The organism is Paraburkholderia phymatum STM815 (genome assembly GCF_000020045.1).
GTDB classification, from domain to species: Bacteria; Pseudomonadota; Gammaproteobacteria; order Burkholderiales; family Burkholderiaceae; genus Paraburkholderia; species Paraburkholderia phymatum.
On record NC_010622.1, the window covers coordinates 515,781 to 530,843 of the forward strand.

At 64.3% G+C, this 15,063-nt stretch carries 14 protein-coding genes and 1 pseudogene; 9 read left to right on the plus strand and 6 right to left on the minus strand.

From position 1 onward, the window contains the following. Window positions 1-37: 37 nt before the first annotated feature. From BPHY_RS02275 to BPHY_RS02290, 4 genes are all read right to left on the minus strand, one after another. Entirely contained in the window at window positions 38-484 is a 447-nt protein-coding gene (locus BPHY_RS02275; protein ID WP_012399871.1) for a nuclear transport factor 2 family protein, read from the minus strand. A gap of 176 nt (window positions 485-660) precedes the next feature. Further along, window positions 661-1,686, minus strand: coding sequence for a lipopolysaccharide heptosyltransferase II (gene waaF / locus BPHY_RS02280; RefSeq protein WP_012399872.1), 1,026 nt, complete (start codon window positions 1,684-1,686; stop codon window positions 661-663). Window positions 1,687-1,873: 187 nt separating this feature from the next. Next, complete coding sequence (locus BPHY_RS02285; RefSeq protein WP_007590092.1) at window positions 1,874-2,068, minus strand: zinc-finger domain-containing protein; 195 nt, start codon at window positions 2,066-2,068, stop codon at window positions 1,874-1,876. Window positions 2,069-2,139: 71 nt separating this feature from the next. Further along, window positions 2,140-3,063 carry a branched-chain amino acid transaminase gene (locus tag BPHY_RS02290; RefSeq protein ID WP_012399873.1) on the minus strand — a complete coding sequence of 308 codons (924 nt, stop codon included), beginning with the start codon at window positions 3,061-3,063 and terminating at the stop codon, window positions 2,140-2,142. A 315-nt stretch (window positions 3,064-3,378) separates the two neighbouring features. Here BPHY_RS02290 and BPHY_RS02295 point away from each other — a divergent pair, with 315 nt between their 5' ends. The 9 genes from BPHY_RS02295 (at window position 3,379) to BPHY_RS02335 (ending at window position 13,000) form a co-directional block, all read left to right on the plus strand. Then, window positions 3,379-4,134 (plus strand): AzlC family ABC transporter permease, encoded by a 756-nt coding sequence (locus BPHY_RS02295; protein ID WP_012399874.1) that lies wholly within the window; start codon window positions 3,379-3,381, stop codon window positions 4,132-4,134. Beyond that, window positions 4,131-4,454 carry an AzlD domain-containing protein gene (locus tag BPHY_RS02300; protein WP_012399875.1) on the plus strand — a complete coding sequence of 108 codons (324 nt, stop codon included), beginning with the start codon at window positions 4,131-4,133 and terminating at the stop codon, window positions 4,452-4,454. The genes BPHY_RS02295 and BPHY_RS02300 overlap by 4 nt, the downstream gene beginning before the upstream one ends. A gap of 217 nt (window positions 4,455-4,671) precedes the next feature. Continuing rightward, entirely contained in the window at window positions 4,672-5,865 is a 1,194-nt protein-coding gene (locus BPHY_RS02305; protein ID WP_012399876.1) for a phosphoglycerate kinase, read from the plus strand. A gap of 485 nt (window positions 5,866-6,350) precedes the next feature. Further along, on the plus strand, window positions 6,351-7,787 hold the full coding sequence (gene pyk / locus BPHY_RS02310; protein WP_012399877.1) for a pyruvate kinase: 1,437 nt from the start codon (window positions 6,351-6,353) through the stop codon (window positions 7,785-7,787). Between the two features lie 254 nt (window positions 7,788-8,041). Beyond that, on the plus strand, window positions 8,042-9,106 hold the full coding sequence (gene fba, locus BPHY_RS02315) for a class II fructose-bisphosphate aldolase (RefSeq protein WP_012399878.1): 1,065 nt from the start codon (window positions 8,042-8,044) through the stop codon (window positions 9,104-9,106). Window positions 9,107-9,236: 130 nt separating this feature from the next. Next, window positions 9,237-10,127, plus strand: a complete 891-nt coding sequence (locus tag BPHY_RS02320; protein WP_012399879.1) for a phosphoribosylaminoimidazolesuccinocarboxamide synthase — start codon at window positions 9,237-9,239, stop codon at window positions 10,125-10,127. Window positions 10,128-10,151: 24 nt separating this feature from the next. Next, window positions 10,152-10,661, plus strand: coding sequence for a 5-(carboxyamino)imidazole ribonucleotide mutase (gene purE, locus BPHY_RS02325; protein ID WP_012399880.1), 510 nt, complete (start codon window positions 10,152-10,154; stop codon window positions 10,659-10,661). Between the two features lie 74 nt (window positions 10,662-10,735). Further along, window positions 10,736-11,944 (plus strand): 5-(carboxyamino)imidazole ribonucleotide synthase, encoded by a 1,209-nt coding sequence (locus tag BPHY_RS02330; RefSeq protein ID WP_012399881.1) that lies wholly within the window; start codon window positions 10,736-10,738, stop codon window positions 11,942-11,944. 12 nt (window positions 11,945-11,956) lie between these two features. Beyond that, entirely contained in the window at window positions 11,957-13,000 is a 1,044-nt protein-coding gene (locus BPHY_RS02335) for an L-threonylcarbamoyladenylate synthase (RefSeq protein WP_012399882.1), read from the plus strand. 90 nt (window positions 13,001-13,090) lie between these two features. Here BPHY_RS02335 and BPHY_RS02340 read toward each other — a convergent pair whose 3' ends face one another. Together BPHY_RS02340 and BPHY_RS02345 are read right to left on the minus strand one after the other, a co-directional pair. After that, the gene (locus BPHY_RS02340) at window positions 13,091-14,302 is read right to left on the minus strand and encodes an SGNH/GDSL hydrolase family protein (protein WP_012399883.1); all 1,212 of its coding nucleotides are present in this window, start codon (window positions 14,300-14,302) and stop codon (window positions 13,091-13,093) included. 209 nt (window positions 14,303-14,511) lie between these two features. Continuing rightward, window positions 14,512-14,890, minus strand: a pseudogene (locus BPHY_RS02345) (sterol desaturase family protein); the annotation flags it as partial. Window positions 14,891-15,063 lie beyond the last annotated feature (173 nt).

Sequence of the window (15,063 nt, forward strand, 5' to 3'; positions counted from 1 at the left end):
TATCCGTGCTTCTTGCAAGCAGGTCTCGCGGGACGCTTCAGTGCAGCGCGCCCTGACCATGTCTCATTTTGGCAGCAAACTGCGAGGCCGTTTCGTTCGGCATCGCACTCGCGTGGATATGCGCGATCTTCCATTCGCCACGCTCGTGAACCATCACGTAGGTGGTGAAGACCATCGACGGCACGGCGGCCGGGTCGGCGGGCCGGTGCGCTTCGGCAATCGCGTAGACCACGGTGCCCAGGCTATCGTAAACGCGGATGTCGAGCGGCTCGATCGACACAGGCTGCGCTTCGAGCTGAATGGTCAGGCCCGAGCGGATCGCGTCGAGGCCATGCAGATGCGAACCGTCGGCACAAATGCAACTGACGAACTCTTCGTCGATCCACAAGCCCATCAAGCTGTCGATGTTGACCTCCGCGACCGCCTGGTAATAAGCGTTCAGGGTGTCCGCGGCGGCTTCGAAGATGTGGGCAAAACGTGGCATGGCTCGTCAGTCTCTTGCGCGCTGCGCGCGCGGTTGCGGGTCAGTGATGTACAGCAGGCCATCCTCCAGCATGCGCGCGCCGCAAGACGCGAGCATGACGCTGCCGAGGCACGCGGGACGGCGCCCGCGCGAAGCTTCGACCGGTCGCGCAGCGGACCGTTCGATATGCGGCACAGTCAGCGTTGCGCGAGCAACATGCCGCGCAGGTCGTCGAATACCTGTTCGGCGCTTAGTTGCCGCAGGCAGTTCAGATGACCCAGCGGACATTCGCGCTGGAAGCACGGACTGCACTCGAGATGCAGCCATTGTACCTTTGCAAGGTCCGACAAGGGCGGCGTGTGGCGTGGATCGGTCGATCCATACACGGCGACGAGCGGCCGGCGCAACGCGGCCGCGACGTGCATCAGCCCGGAGTCGTTGGTGACCACGGCGCTTGCCCGCGAGATCAGCGCGCAAGCCTCGCCCAACGCCGTCTGGCCGCACAGATTGCGCACGTTCGGCGCGCGGTCGGCGATGGCCTGGGCGAGGGGTGCGTCCTTCGGCGAGCCGAGCGCGATGATCTTCGTGTACGGGAACGACTGGCCGACCATCTGCGCGAGCGCCGCGAAGTGCTCGGGCGGCCAGCGTTTGGCCGGGCCGTACTCAGCGCCGGGGCAGAAGACCAGCAGCGGTACGCGCGTGTCGAGGTTGAAGCGCGTCGACACGCGCGCCGCTTCGTTCAGATCGGCGTCCAGCCGGGGCGGCGCGAGATCGTCGGGCACTTTCGCGCCGGGCGCGTACGCGAGCGCTGCATAATGGCCGACCATCGGCGGACGCTCGTCCTTGCGCGGATTCGTGTGCCTTACGTTCAACAGACCGTAGCGGCTTTCGCCCGTATAGCCGATGCGCAACGGAATGCCCGCCATCCACGGAATCAGCGCGGACTTCAGCGAATTGGGCAGCACGTAGGCCGCGTCGTAGCCGACATCACGCAAGTCGCTCGCGAGCTGCCAGCGACGCAGCATCTGCAGCTTGCCGTGCGCGAGATCGGTGGCGTAGACATCGCGGACTTCAGGCATCCGTTCGAGCACGGGCGCCACCCAGGCGGGCGCGACGGCATCGATCGCGATGCGCGGATGCAATTTCACGAGGCGTGCAAACAAAGGCTGCGCCATCAATGCGTCACCGATCCAGTTCGGTGCGATAACCAACGCGCGACGCATCAGGGTGAGTTTCCGATGTCGAAATAAGGCGCCGCGCGCTCGAGGCGCACGGTGCCGGGGTTGTCGAGGATAGTGAGCTACAGCCAGGCTATATCGGCGCGCGCGGCGGAAAGTTCAGCTTCCCGCTGGCTGACCATTACGACGCGCAATGTCGCAGCCTGTGCATCAGACAAAGCGAAGCAGCGGCTCAATGCCCCTTGATCACTTCGCCGTCGCGCAGCTTGTAGCGCGTGCTGCAGTAGGGGCAGCGCGCTTCGCCGTGCGTCACGTCGATAAAGACGCGCGGATGATTGCTCCAGCGCGGCATCGACGGGTTCGGGCAATACGCAGGAAGATCTTTTGCCGACAGTTCGACCAGCGGCATTTCCTTGATTTCGCTCATAGGGACTTTCTCGTTGTATGCAGAGAACGGGCGCGACTGGCCTGATTTTGCCGATGCCGCGCCCGCGGAATTCAGATCTTCGTCAGCCAGTGCGCGTACTTCGCGCTCTTGCCGTTCACGATATCGAAGAAGCCCGATTGCAGCTTCTCCGTGATCGGGCCGCGCGTGCCCGAGCCGATCGTACGGTTGTCCAGTTCGCGGATGGGCGTGACTTCCGCGGCCGTACCCGTGAAGAAGGCTTCGTCGGCCGTATAGACTTCGTCGCGCGTGATGCGCTTTTCGATCACTTCGATGCCCGCGTCCTTCGCCAGCGTGATCACGGTGTCGCGCGTGATGCCGTCGAGGCACGACGACAGGTCGGGCGTGTACAGCTTGCCGTTGTTCACGAGGAAGAAGTTCTCGCCCGAGCCTTCCGACACGTATCCGTCCACGTCCAGCAGCAGCGCTTCGTCGTAGCCGTCGGCCGTGGCTTCCTGGTTCGCGAGGATCGAGTTGACGTACCAGCCCGACGCCTTCGCGCGGACCATCGACACGTTCACGTGGTGACGCGTGAACGACGACGTCTTCACGCGAATGCCCTTTTTGATGCCGTCTTCGCCGAGATACGCGCCCCACGGCCAGGCGGCGATCGCGACGTGGATGGTGTTGCCCTTGGCGGACACGCCCAGTTTTTCGGAGCCGACCCAGATGATCGGACGCAGGTAGCACGACTCCAGCTTGTTCTCGCGAACGACTTCGCGCTGCGCGGCGGCAAGCGTTTCATGGTCGAACGGAACGTCCATCTGGAAGATTTTGGCCGAGTTCAAGAGGCGCTTGGTGTGCTCCTTCAGGCGGAAGATCGACGTGCCGCCGTCGGCTGTCTTGTAAGCTCGCACGCCTTCGAAGACGCCCATGCCGTAGTGCAGCGTATGGGTGAGGACATGGATCCTGGCGTCGCGCCAGTCGATGAGCTTGCCATCCATCCAGATCTTGCCGTCGCGGTCGGCCATTGACATACGATTCTCCAGGCGGTGCGGGTTCGCGGGTTGTTCGGATCGTGACGTGCGATCGTGACGTCGCTTCGCGACGTCCGACTGTGGCGTCGGATTCGGTAATCGGCGCGTGGCGCGACGACGACAGATGCGGGCGCGCCATGCGGCGAAAAGCGATATTTTAGCGTCATTTGCACAAGCAACGGGCATTCGCGGGCACCCCGAACGCTATAATCCGGCGGTTGCTGAATACAAGCCGCGTGCGCCAGCGGCTGCTTCATGATCTGGCGCTGACCTCCTGTCATCGGGGCGTTCGTCGCGCCGCGCTGCATCCGTCTCATGCTCGCTCGCTTGTCCGAACTCGACCGCCGTGCCTTCCGTGATGGTGCGCGCGCCTATTCGCCGACGCTGATGGCGATCTTCTCCTGGGGCCTCGTGACGGGCATCGCCATGAGCAAGTCGGTGATGACCGTGCCGCAGTCGCTCGCGATGTCGCTGCTGGTCTACGCTGGCTCGTCGCAATTGGCCGTCCTGCCGCTGATGCTGGCCAAGCTGCCCATCTGGACGATCCTGCTGACGGCCGCGATGGTGAATACGCGCTTCGTGATCTTCAGCGTGGGTCTTGCGCCTCACTTCTCCTATCTGCCGCTGCACCGGCGTCTGCTGGTCGGCTACTTCAACGGCGACGTCATCTATCTGCTGTTCCAGAAGAAGAGCTTCCAGCACGGCTACGTGCCCGGCAAGGAAGCGTACTTTTGGGGCATGGCCGTTTCGAGCTGGCTGTCGTGGCAGGTGTCGTCGATCATGGGCATCCTGCTCGCCAGCCTGTTTCCGGACAACTGGGGCCTTTCGCTTGCGGGCACGCTCGCGCTGCTCCCCGTGATGGTGTCGGCCATATCCTCGCGCTCGACGCTGGCGGCCGTGAGCGTTGCGGGCATCGTCGCGCTGATCGCATTCGATCTGCCGTACCGTCTCGCGCTGCCGCTCGCCGTCGTGACGGCCATCGCGGCGGGCACGGCGGCCGACGCGCTGGTCGAGCGCGCCGACCTGCGCCGCATTCGCAACAGCACGCGAAGCCCGGGGGACACGCAATGAGCACACTGCAAATCTGGCTCGCGATCATCGGCATGACGTTTGTCACAGCGCTGACACGCGCGCTGTTTCTGATCGGGGGGGAGCGCACGGTGCTGCCCGAGCGCGTGCAACGGATGTTGCGCTACGCGCCCGCGGCGGCACTTGCGGCCGTCGTGGTGCCGGACGTGATGGTGACGGACAGCGGCGTGTCGCTGGCGCTGTCCAACCACGAACTGTATGGCACGCTCGCGGGCCTCGCGTGGTTCCTGTGGCGGCGTACGATGCTCGGCACGATCGTCGTCGGAATGCTGGTGTTCACGGCGCTGCGGCTGCTCTTCTGACCGGGCTTGCCGGCAGGCACGCGAATGTTGCACCGCAATATCGCGCAAGGCCCGCTACCGCCGGCAAATACCGGGATTCGCTCGGATCGACCTAGATCGGTCTGTCGATCGGTTAAAATAGCCGTCTCCCGGAACATGCGCGAAGCCGCCGGCACCGTTCGCGAGGGGCCGTTCGCGCAGCGTCCGCACCGCCTTCCAATCAACTCGCATACGAATCATGAACAATGTATTGCGTCTCTCCGATCTGATCGCCGAAGGCAAGCTATCCGGCAAACGCGTCTTCATCCGCGCCGACCTGAATGTGCCGCAGGACGACGCAGGCAACATCACCGAAGACACCCGCATACGCGCTTCCGTGCCCGCCATCAAGTCCGCGCTGGACGCGGGCGCGGCCGTCATGGTCACGTCGCACCTGGGTCGACCGACGGAAGGCGACTTCAAGCCTGAAGATTCGCTCGCGCCTGTCGCGAAGCGCCTCGCCGAACTGCTCGGCCGCGACGTACCGCTCGTGCAGAACTGGGTCGAGAACGGCGTGAACGTCGCGCCGGGCCAGGTGGTGCTGCTCGAAAACTGCCGCGTGAACAAGGGCGAAAAGAAGGATTCCGACGAGCTCGCGCAAAAAATGGCGAAGCTCTGCGACGTGTACGTGAACGACGCGTTCGGCACCGCGCACCGCGCCGAAGCGACCACGCACGGCATTGCGAAGTACGCGAGCGTCGCATGCGCGGGTCCGCTTCTCGCGGCTGAACTGGAGGCGCTCGGCAAGGCGCTCGGCGCGCCGAAGCGCCCGCTCGTGGCGATCGTCGCGGGTTCGAAGGTGTCGACCAAGCTGACCATTCTGAAGTCGCTCGCCGATAAGGTCGATCAGTTGATCGTCGGCGGGGGGATCGCGAACACGTTCATGTTGGCGGCGGGCCTGAAGATCGGCAAGTCGCTGGTCGAAGCGGATCTCGTCGATGAAGCGAAGGCGATCATCGAGGCAGCCAAGGCGCGCGGCGCATCCGTGCCGATCCCGTCGGACGTCGTGACGGCCAAAGAATTCTCGGCAACGGCGCAAGCCACCGTCAAGCAGGTCGCCGACATCGAAGACGACGACATGATCCTCGACATCGGACCGGAAACGGCGAAAGCGCTCGCTGGCCAGCTCGAAAAGGCAGGCACGGTGGTCTGGAACGGCCCCGTCGGCGTGTTCGAGTTCGACCAGTTCGGCAACGGCACGAAGACGCTCGCCGAAGCCATCGCCAGGTCGTCGGCGTACTCGATCGCAGGCGGCGGCGACACGCTGGCGGCCATCGCCAAATACGGCATCCACGACAAGGTGAGCTATATCTCGACGGGCGGCGGCGCATTCCTCGAGTTCCTCGAGGGCAAGAAGCTGCCCGCAGTCGCCGTGCTGGAATCGCGGGCCTGATAATGGCGACGCGCTCCCCCAACAAGCCTCAGAAGACGCGCAACGCGTCGCGCACGGCAGCGACAGGGGGGCGCGCAGCGCGCTCCGCACAGGCGCTGCAATCCGGGGCCGCGGCACAGGCGGCCTCGCAAATTTCCGGCAATGCGCCAGTGGCACAGACGGCAGCGGTTGCCGACAAGCAGCAGAATTCCGAACTGGCCGTCATCGACCGCGCGCCTCACGCAGAAGGCGCGGCAGAAGCGGCCGCTTCAACCGCAACGGTGTCTCTCGCCTCGCACACCGATGCCGACCGATCCTTGCTTGCGGCCGGGCCGACCCGGGCGCAAGCATCGACGATCACAGCAGCTCCCCACGATTCGACGCCGGGCCTTCAAGGTTCGAAGGGAACGAACGGCGCACCACCCCATGTAGCACCTGTCGTTGCGCAGCCTCCGCATCCGACTCCCAACGTTCATCCCAGCGATCCCATCCAGACGAGGAGACTCATGCATCGCGCCACCAAGATTGTCGCAACCATCGGACCCGCTTCCAGCACGCAGGACATCCTGCTGCAGATGATTCAGGCGGGCGCCGACGTGGTGCGTCTCAACTTCTCGCACGGCACCGCCGACGACCATCGTCAACGCGCGGAGTTCGTACGTGAAGCGGCCCGGCAGGCAGGCCGCGAGGTCGGCATCATGGCCGATCTGCAAGGCCCGAAAATCCGTGTCGGCAAGTTCGAAAACGGCAAGACCACGCTGATCGCCGGCAACACCTTCATCCTCGACGCCGACTGCGAACTCGGCAACGACGACCGCGTCGGCCTCGATTACAAGGATCTGCCGCGCGACCTGCGAGCAGGCGACACGCTGCTTCTGAACGACGGCCTGATCGTGCTGACCGTGTCCCGCGTGATTGGCAACGAAATCCACACCGTCGTGAAGATCGGCGGCGACCTGTCGAACAACAAGGGCATCAACCGCCAGGGCGGCGGCCTGACGGCGCCGGCGCTGACCGCGAAGGACATGGAAGATATCCGCACGGCGATGTCGCTGGGTGCGGATTATGTGGCCGTGTCGTTCCCGAAGAATGCGACCGACATGGAGATGGCGCGCCAGCTCGCGAATATCGCGGGCGCGCCATACGGCATCAAGCCGAAGATGATCGCGAAGATCGAGCGCGCCGAAGCAATTCCGGCGCTGCAAGGCATTCTCGAGGCATCGGACGGCATCATGGTCGCGCGTGGCGATCTCGCCGTCGAAGTCGGCAACGCGGCCGTGCCTGCGCTGCAAAAGCGCATGATCAAGATGGCGCGCGACATGAACAAGTTCGTGATCACGGCCACGCAGATGATGGAGTCGATGATCCACGCGCCCGTGCCGACCCGTGCGGAAGTGTCGGACGTCGCAAACGCGGTGCTGGACGGCACGGATGCAGTGATGCTGTCGGCGGAATCGGCGGCGGGCAAGTACCCGGTGCAGACCATCGAGACGATGGCTGCCATCTGCGTCGAAGCCGAAAAGTCCGAGCACGTCGAGCTGGACAAGGATTTCCTCGACCGCACGTTCACGCGCATCGACCAGTCGATCGCGATGGGCGCGCTCTTCACCGCGTATCACCTCGGTGCGAAGGCGATCGTCGCGTTGACGGAATCGGGCTCGACGGCGCTGTGGATGTCGCGTCACTGGACGCACGTGCCCATCTTCGCGCTCACGCCCCGCACGGGCAGCGAGCGCGCGATGGCGATCTACCGCAATGTCACTCCGCTGCATCTGGATACCAGCAGCGATCGCGACATCGCGCTGGCGCAGGCGCTCGAAGTGGTGGTGGGCAAGGGCTATGCGGCGCGCGGCGACATGGTCGTGCTCACGGTCGGCGAGCCGATGGGCCAGGCGGGGGGTACGAACACGCTGAAGATCGTGCGCGTCGGCGAACCCGTCTGACGCGAGCAGGCTGAGCCAGCCGAGCCAACTGTCAGCCGCCGCGAGAGCGAGTGGTAGCAAGCCGTTACGTTGAGTCAAGAACGGCACAGCCGAACGGCACGCGTGAGGCAGTCAGCCGTGTCCCTGAAAGAGAGGCGGCGCACGCAGTTTGGGAGCATGCGCGCGGGACACGGTCTGCTTCACGATAAAATTGCACGAAATTGCACAAAAAGATGCCGTCGGCACAGATTTCGTTTCAATCTATGGAGTAATCAATGCCTCTCGTATCAATGCGTCAACTGCTGGACCATGCCGCCGAAAACGGTTATGGCCTTCCGGCATTCAACGTGAACAACCTGGAGCAGGTGCAGGCCATCATGGCGGCGGCGGATCAGGTCAATGCGCCCGTGATCATGCAGGCTTCGGCAGGCGCGCGTAAGTATGCGGGCGAGCCGTTCCTGCGCCATCTGATCGAAGCGGCTATCGAGTCCTATCCGCACATTCCCGTCGTGATGCACCAGGACCACGGCCAGTCGCCGGCAGTCTGCATGGCCGCGATCCGCAGCGGCTTCACGAGCGTAATGATGGACGGCTCGCTGGAAGCCGACGGCAAGACGGTGGCGTCGTACGAGTACAACGTCGATGTGTCGCGCAAGGTCGTCGAGGCGGCGCATTCGATCGGCGTGACGGTTGAAGCGGAACTGGGTGTGCTCGGTTCGCTGGAAACGATGAAGGGCGACAAGGAAGACGGCCACGGCGCGGAAGGCACGATGACGCGCGAGCAGCTGCTGACCGACGTCGAACAGGCAGCGGACTTCGTGAAGCTCACGCAGTGCGACGCACTCGCCATTGCAATCGGCACGTCGCATGGCGCGTACAAATTCTCGAAGAAGCCGACGGGCGATATCCTGTCGATCCAGCGTATCCGCGAGATTCACGAGCGTATTCCGAACACGCACCTGGTGATGCACGGCTCGTCATCGGTGCCGCAGGAACTGCTCGCTGAAATCCGCGAATTCGGCGGCGACATGAAGGAAACCTACGGCGTGCCCGTCGAGGAAATCCAGATCGGCATCAAGCATGGCGTGCGCAAGATCAACATCGACACCGATCTGCGTCTTGCCATCACGGGCGCGATTCGCCGCTACCTGGCGGAAAATCCGTCGAAGTTCGATCCGCGCGACTACCTGAAGCCGGCTCGCGAAGCCGCGAAGAAGGTCTGCGTGGATCGTTATCTGGCGTTCGGTTGCGAAGGCCAGGCGTCGAAGATCAAGCCGGTCTCGCTGGACAAGATCGCTGAGAAGTACAAGGCGGGCGAGCTCGCGCAGGTCGTTCGCTAAGCAGTTGTTGCGCACGCACCTGGCCATCCGGCCAGGTTGTCGTCAGATCGCCGTTCCCGCATGATCCGGGGAACGGCGTTTCCCTTTTGTTCCGGGCGGTTTTTCAGCCCCATTTTTGCGAATCACGACGATGTCTACCCTCTACGAATCCACGCTCCGCTCGCTGCCGCTGCTCGGCCGCGGCAAGGTCCGCGACAACTACGCGGTGGGCAACGACCAGTTGCTGATCGTCACGACGGACCGTCTGTCCGCCTTCGACGTCATCATGGGCGAGCCGATTCCGGACAAGGGTCGCGTGCTGAACCAGATGGCGAACTTCTGGTTCGACAAGCTCAAGCACGTCGTGCCGAACCACTTGACGGGCGTCGCGCCCGAAACGGTCGTCGCGCCTGACGAAGCCGAGCAGGTGAAAGGCCGCGCCGTGGTCGTCAAGCGCCTCGAGCCGATTCTCGTCGAAGCCGTGGTGCGCGGTTATCTGGCCGGGAGCGGCTGGAAGGACTATCAGGCCACGGGCGCCGTATGCGGCGTGCAACTGCCCGAGGGTCTGCAAAACGCGCAGAAGCTGCCCGAGCCGATCTTCACGCCGGCAGCCAAGGCCGAGATGGGCCACCACGACGAAAACATCACGTATGAAGAGATGGAACGCCGCATCGGCACCGAGCTGTCGGCAACGATCCGCGACATCTCCATCCGTCTGTACAAGGAAGCGGCCGATTACGCGGCAACCCGCGGCATCATCATCGCCGACACGAAGTTCGAATTCGGTCTGGACCAGAACGGCAAGCTGTATCTGATGGACGAAGCGCTGACGGCAGACTCGTCGCGCTTCTGGCCGGCGGATCAGTATCAGGTCGGCACCAATCCGCCGTCCTTCGACAAGCAGTTCGTGCGCGACTGGCTTGAAACGCAGCCGTGGAAGAAAGAGCCGCCCGCACCGAAGCTGCCCGACGAAGTCGTCACGAAGACGGCCGAAAAGTATCAGGAAGCGCTCGAACGCCTCACGGGACAGAAGCTCGACTGAGCGCCACGTACACGGAAAGACAACATGAGTGAAGCACACGCGCACAGCGCGCCCGTCGTTGGCGTGCTGATGGGTTCCAGCTCCGACTGGGAAGTGATGAAGAACGCGGTCGCGATCCTGCAGGAATTCGGCGTGCCGTACGAAGCGAAGGTTGTGTCCGCGCACCGTATGCCGGACGAGATGTTCGCCTATGCTGAAAGTGCGCGCGAGCGCGGCATCCGCGCGATCATCGCGGGCGCGGGCGGCGCGGCGCATCTGCCTGGCATGCTTGCCGCGAAGACGACGGTGCCCGTGCTAGGTGTGCCCGTCGCAAGCAAGTACCTGAAGGGCGTCGATTCGCTGCATTCGATCGTTCAGATGCCGAAGGGCGTGCCCGTCGCGACGTTCGCGATCGGCGAAGCGGGCGCGGCGAATGCGGCGCTGTTTGCGGTGTCGCTGCTCTCCGGCACGTCGGCGGAATATGCGGAGAAGCTCGCCGCGTTCCGTGTGCGCCAGAACCAGGCCGCTCACGCGATGACGCTGCCGCCACTGTAAAAGCTGGCGGTTCCGCTTCGCCGTTCGATGTTTCACCCGGCCGACTCTCACGTCGGCCGCGACCGACCACCAAGATGAATCCAGACAACACTCCCGTTTCACCGATTATGCCCGGCGCATGGCTCGGCATGGTCGGTGGCGGCCAGCTGGGCCGCATGTTCTGCTTCGCCGCGCAGGCGATGGGCTATCGCGTTGCCGTGCTCGATCCGGACGAGACCAGTCCGGCGGGCGCTGTCGCGGATCGCCATTTGCGTGCCGCCTACGACGACGAAGCGGCTCTCACCGAACTTGCGCGCCTGTGCGCAGCGGTGTCGACCGAGTTCGAAAACGTCCCGTCCGCGAGCCTCGATTTCCTCGCGCGCACGACGTTCGTAAGTCCCGCGGGGCGCTGTGTCGCCGTCGCGCAGGACCGTATTGCGGAGAAGCGCTTCATCGCGTCGTCGGGCGTACCCGTTGCGCCGCATGTCGTGATTGAATCGTCGAGTGCGCTGGCCGCGCTGGATGACGTCTCGCTCGAAGCCGTGCTGCCCGGCATTCTGAAAACGGCGCGCATGGGCTACGACGGCAAGGGCCAGGTGCGCGTGGGCAACGCCGCCGAAGCGCGCGCAGCGTATGCGTCGCTGGGCGGGGTCCCATGCGTGCTCGAAAAGCGTCTGCCGCTGAAGTTCGAAGTGTCGGCGCTGATCGCGCGTGGCGCGACGGGATGCTCGGCCGTCTATCCGCTTGCGCAGAACACGCATCGCCACGGCGTGCTGTCGCATACCATCGTGCCCGCGCCCGATGCGAATGCGACGCTCGTCGAGCAGGCCCAGCAGGCCGCGCTGCAGATCGCGGACAAGCTCGGCTATGTCGGCGTGCTGTGCGTCGAGTTCTTCATTCTCGAAGACGGCACGCTGGTCGCGAACGAAATGGCGCCGCGTCCGCACAACTCCGGCCACTACACGGTCGACGCCTGCGCGACGAGCCAGTTCGAACAGCAGGTGCGGGCGATGACGGGCATGCCGCTCGGCGATACGCGTCAGCATTCGCCCGCCGTGATGCTGAACATCCTGGGCGACGTGTGGTTCCCGGCTAACGCGAAGGGCGACAAGCCGACGGCCGCCGTCACGCCGCCGTGGCACGAAGTCGCCGCGATGCCGGAAGCGCGTCTGCATCTGTACGGCAAGGAAGAAGCGCGGCCCGGTCGCAAGATGGGGCACGTGAACTTCACGGCCGCGACGCTCGAGCATGCGCGTTCCGCGGCGCGCGATTGCGCGCGACTGCTGCATATTCCGACGAACTGAGCACGAGCCCCGATGCCGGATCAAACGAAACCTGGCGACGTGGCGTCGAGCGTCGGCGCCGACGAGATCGCGCATGCAGCGGCGATGCTCGATGCGGGCCAACTCGTCGCGTTTCCTACAGAGACCGTGTACGGACTCGGCGGCGATGCCGAAAGTCCCGATGCCATCGCGCGTATATATGCCGCTAAGGGAAGGCCGTCGAATCACCCTGTGATCGTCCATCTGGCGCCGAACGGTGATCCGAACTATTGGGTCGCGCAGTTGCCCTCCGATGCACAGCGCCTGATCGACGCGTTCTGGCCGGGTCCGCTTACGCTCATTCTCAAACGTGCCGCGCATATTCCGGCAGCAGTGAGCGGTGGCCAGGATTCCGTTGGATTGCGTTGTCCGTCGCATCCTGTTGCGCAGTCGCTGCTGACGGCGTTCAGCGCGTTGCGCAACGGACATGGCGGCGTGGCGGCACCGTCGGCGAACCGCTTCGGCCACGTCAGCCCGACCACGGCGCAACACGTGCGCGAGGAGTTCGGCGATGCAATCCACGTGCTCGACGGCGGGCCGTCGGACGTGGGGATCGAGTCGACTATCGTCGATCTGTCGCGTGGGTTCCCGGCGCTGTTGCGGCCGGGGCATGTCACGCCGCAAGACATCGCCGACGTGCTCGGCGAAATGCCGCGTTTGCCCGATGGTTCGGATGCGAGCGCACCGCGCGCATCCGGCACGCTGAAGGCGCACTATGCGCCGCGCACACCGCTCGCGTTGCTGCCTTTCGACGTGCTCGAGCCGCTGCTGGCCGCGCGCGCTCCCGGCGAGCGCGTGGCGCTGGTCGCGCGTGCGTCGCGCGCCGGGCGGTGGGCGGAAGCGCAGGGCGTGCATTTCGTCGCCGCGCCGGAAGATCCGCATCTGTATGCGCGCGATCTCTATGGTTTGCTGCGCGCGCTGGATAGAGCGAATGTGTCGCGCATCCTGATCGAGAAGCTGCCCGACACCATCGAATGGATTGCCGTCAACGACAGACTGGGACGTGCAGCGGCGGCGTTCGAGGCGAATGAAGCGTGACGCGGTCGTAGTGGAACGAACCTTCCAAAAACAAAGAGCCCGGCTCGCGAGAGCCGGGCTCTTTTGCATCGCAGGAAGCAGGTAATTCGCTTACTTGCCGAGACCCGTCGCCGCGATCTTGCCTTCGACGAGTGTCGCGAATGCGGCGTGTGCGTGTGTCGTCGGGTGGATCGTGTCGGCGAACACATACGACTGATCCGCGCCCGCGACCGTCAGCGTGTTCGGCGAGCAGAACAGCGACGACGCGAATTGCTGGCCGTACTGCGCCGCCGTCATGCCGCCCGTCAGCACCGACGGATTCGCCGTCGCGTAAGCCGTCGCATTCGTGGCCATCTGCGTGATGTTGCAGGCCGTGCCCGTCGTATTGCTGAAGCCTTGCGCAGCCGGATTGGCGAGCAGCGGGGTAAGCCAGTCGCTGGTCGACACGTAAATCACCTTGCTCGTCAGGCCGCCTGTGGCCAGCGCCTTCTGCAGCACGCCGTTATATGTGGCGACGATCCCCGAGATCAGCGCCGGAATCTGCGTCGATTTGAGCTGTGTTGCAAGGCTTGTGGCGAGCGGCGTCTTGCCGATATCGGGCACATCCATCACGACGACGTGGGTCGCGCCGCTTGCCAGGATCGTGCCGATCTGCGCCGCGAGCGTCTGTGCCATCGGTCCGACCGTGCTCAACGCAACGGACTGGACGACGAGGGGCGCCTGCGTCGGGTCGGTGAGTTGAGCGACCTGCGTCTGGATCGACGTCAGCATCGCGGACAGGTTTTGCAGGATGTCGTTGGCGCCGCCGTTGATCAGCACGAGCTGGTTCGAATTGAAGCTGCCGTGATCGGTCAGATACTGCTGGACCTGCCTGGTCACTGGCCACGTCGTTGCCGCCATGTTGTTGGGTGCGTAGCCGTTGCCGTCGGTGCGCGATACATCGGAGCCGCCCTGCGCGTAGCCCATGCCGCCGTTCGCCGCGAGCGCCTTGCCGAAGCCGCCGACGTAAGCCGGCGTCAGGGTGTCGCCGTAGTACTCGGCGATCTTCTGTGTCCACACTTCGCCGGGGTTCGTCGTGAAGCGCCCGCCGCCGAAGCTCGCGGTGATCACGGGCGAATATGTGCCGACGTCCGACAGGCTGTCCCCGAACGACACCACCTGTAGCTTGACCCCACCCGCCGGCGAGGTGCTCGCGCTGGTACTGCTGTTGTTGCTGCTGCCCCCGCCGCAAGCGACGAGCGTCGCAAATGCCGCGCATGCGACGGCGATCCGCGCCGCACGCACGACATGCACGACGCCAGTGCTGTTTGATGCCTGCTTCATAAAGTCCGTATCTCCTCGTATGTACTGGCTTCGAGCGATCTATCTCGTGCGCCATTTCTTGCAGGTCGCGCCCGTCGAGTGGATCGGGCGGCAACCTGCACGCCTTCCCTGCCTGCTTCTGGTTTGCTACCTGTTTTGTTTCGGACTGCGTTGCGCGCCTTCCAAGCGGTTGCGTCGCTGTTGTGTTCGCCGCGCCCGACGGCCTCATGCGAGAAGTTCATGCGCTCCGGCGAGCGATGCACGACATGCGCGGCCCCACAACCAGCGCACGCGAGGGCGGCAGCGGTGGAACATGTCATAGAGCAGATCTTGCGCGACGAACAGCACGACAAACGAAAGCCAGCCCGCACGCCAGTCGAACAGCCGGTAGTGCGTGGAGCAATTCGCATAGACGGGAATCACGAACAGCCACGCGAGCTTGTCGGCGCCCTGGTGCATCAGCGCGAGAGCGGTGTTGCACGCGGTGTCACGCCAGCTGTACCCGTGCGCTTTGGGATGTGTGCGCCCCGCGTGCCACGCTTCCCAGCCAATGCACGCGAGAAAGATGGGCGCCATGCCGCGCAGAAGCAATTCGGTATCGAATTGCATTGATGTCTCCCTCCGAGGGTCCCTGCGGTCTCCGCGAGGGAAACCGGCATTGTCTTTATTGTTTGAATGCGGCGCTGTTCTACCGATGGCGCTTGTTGCTCGCGCCATCATGCATGTTGTCTGCGCGTTGTTTGATCCTGCACGACAGCGTACAACGTGGAGCGGCGCACGGC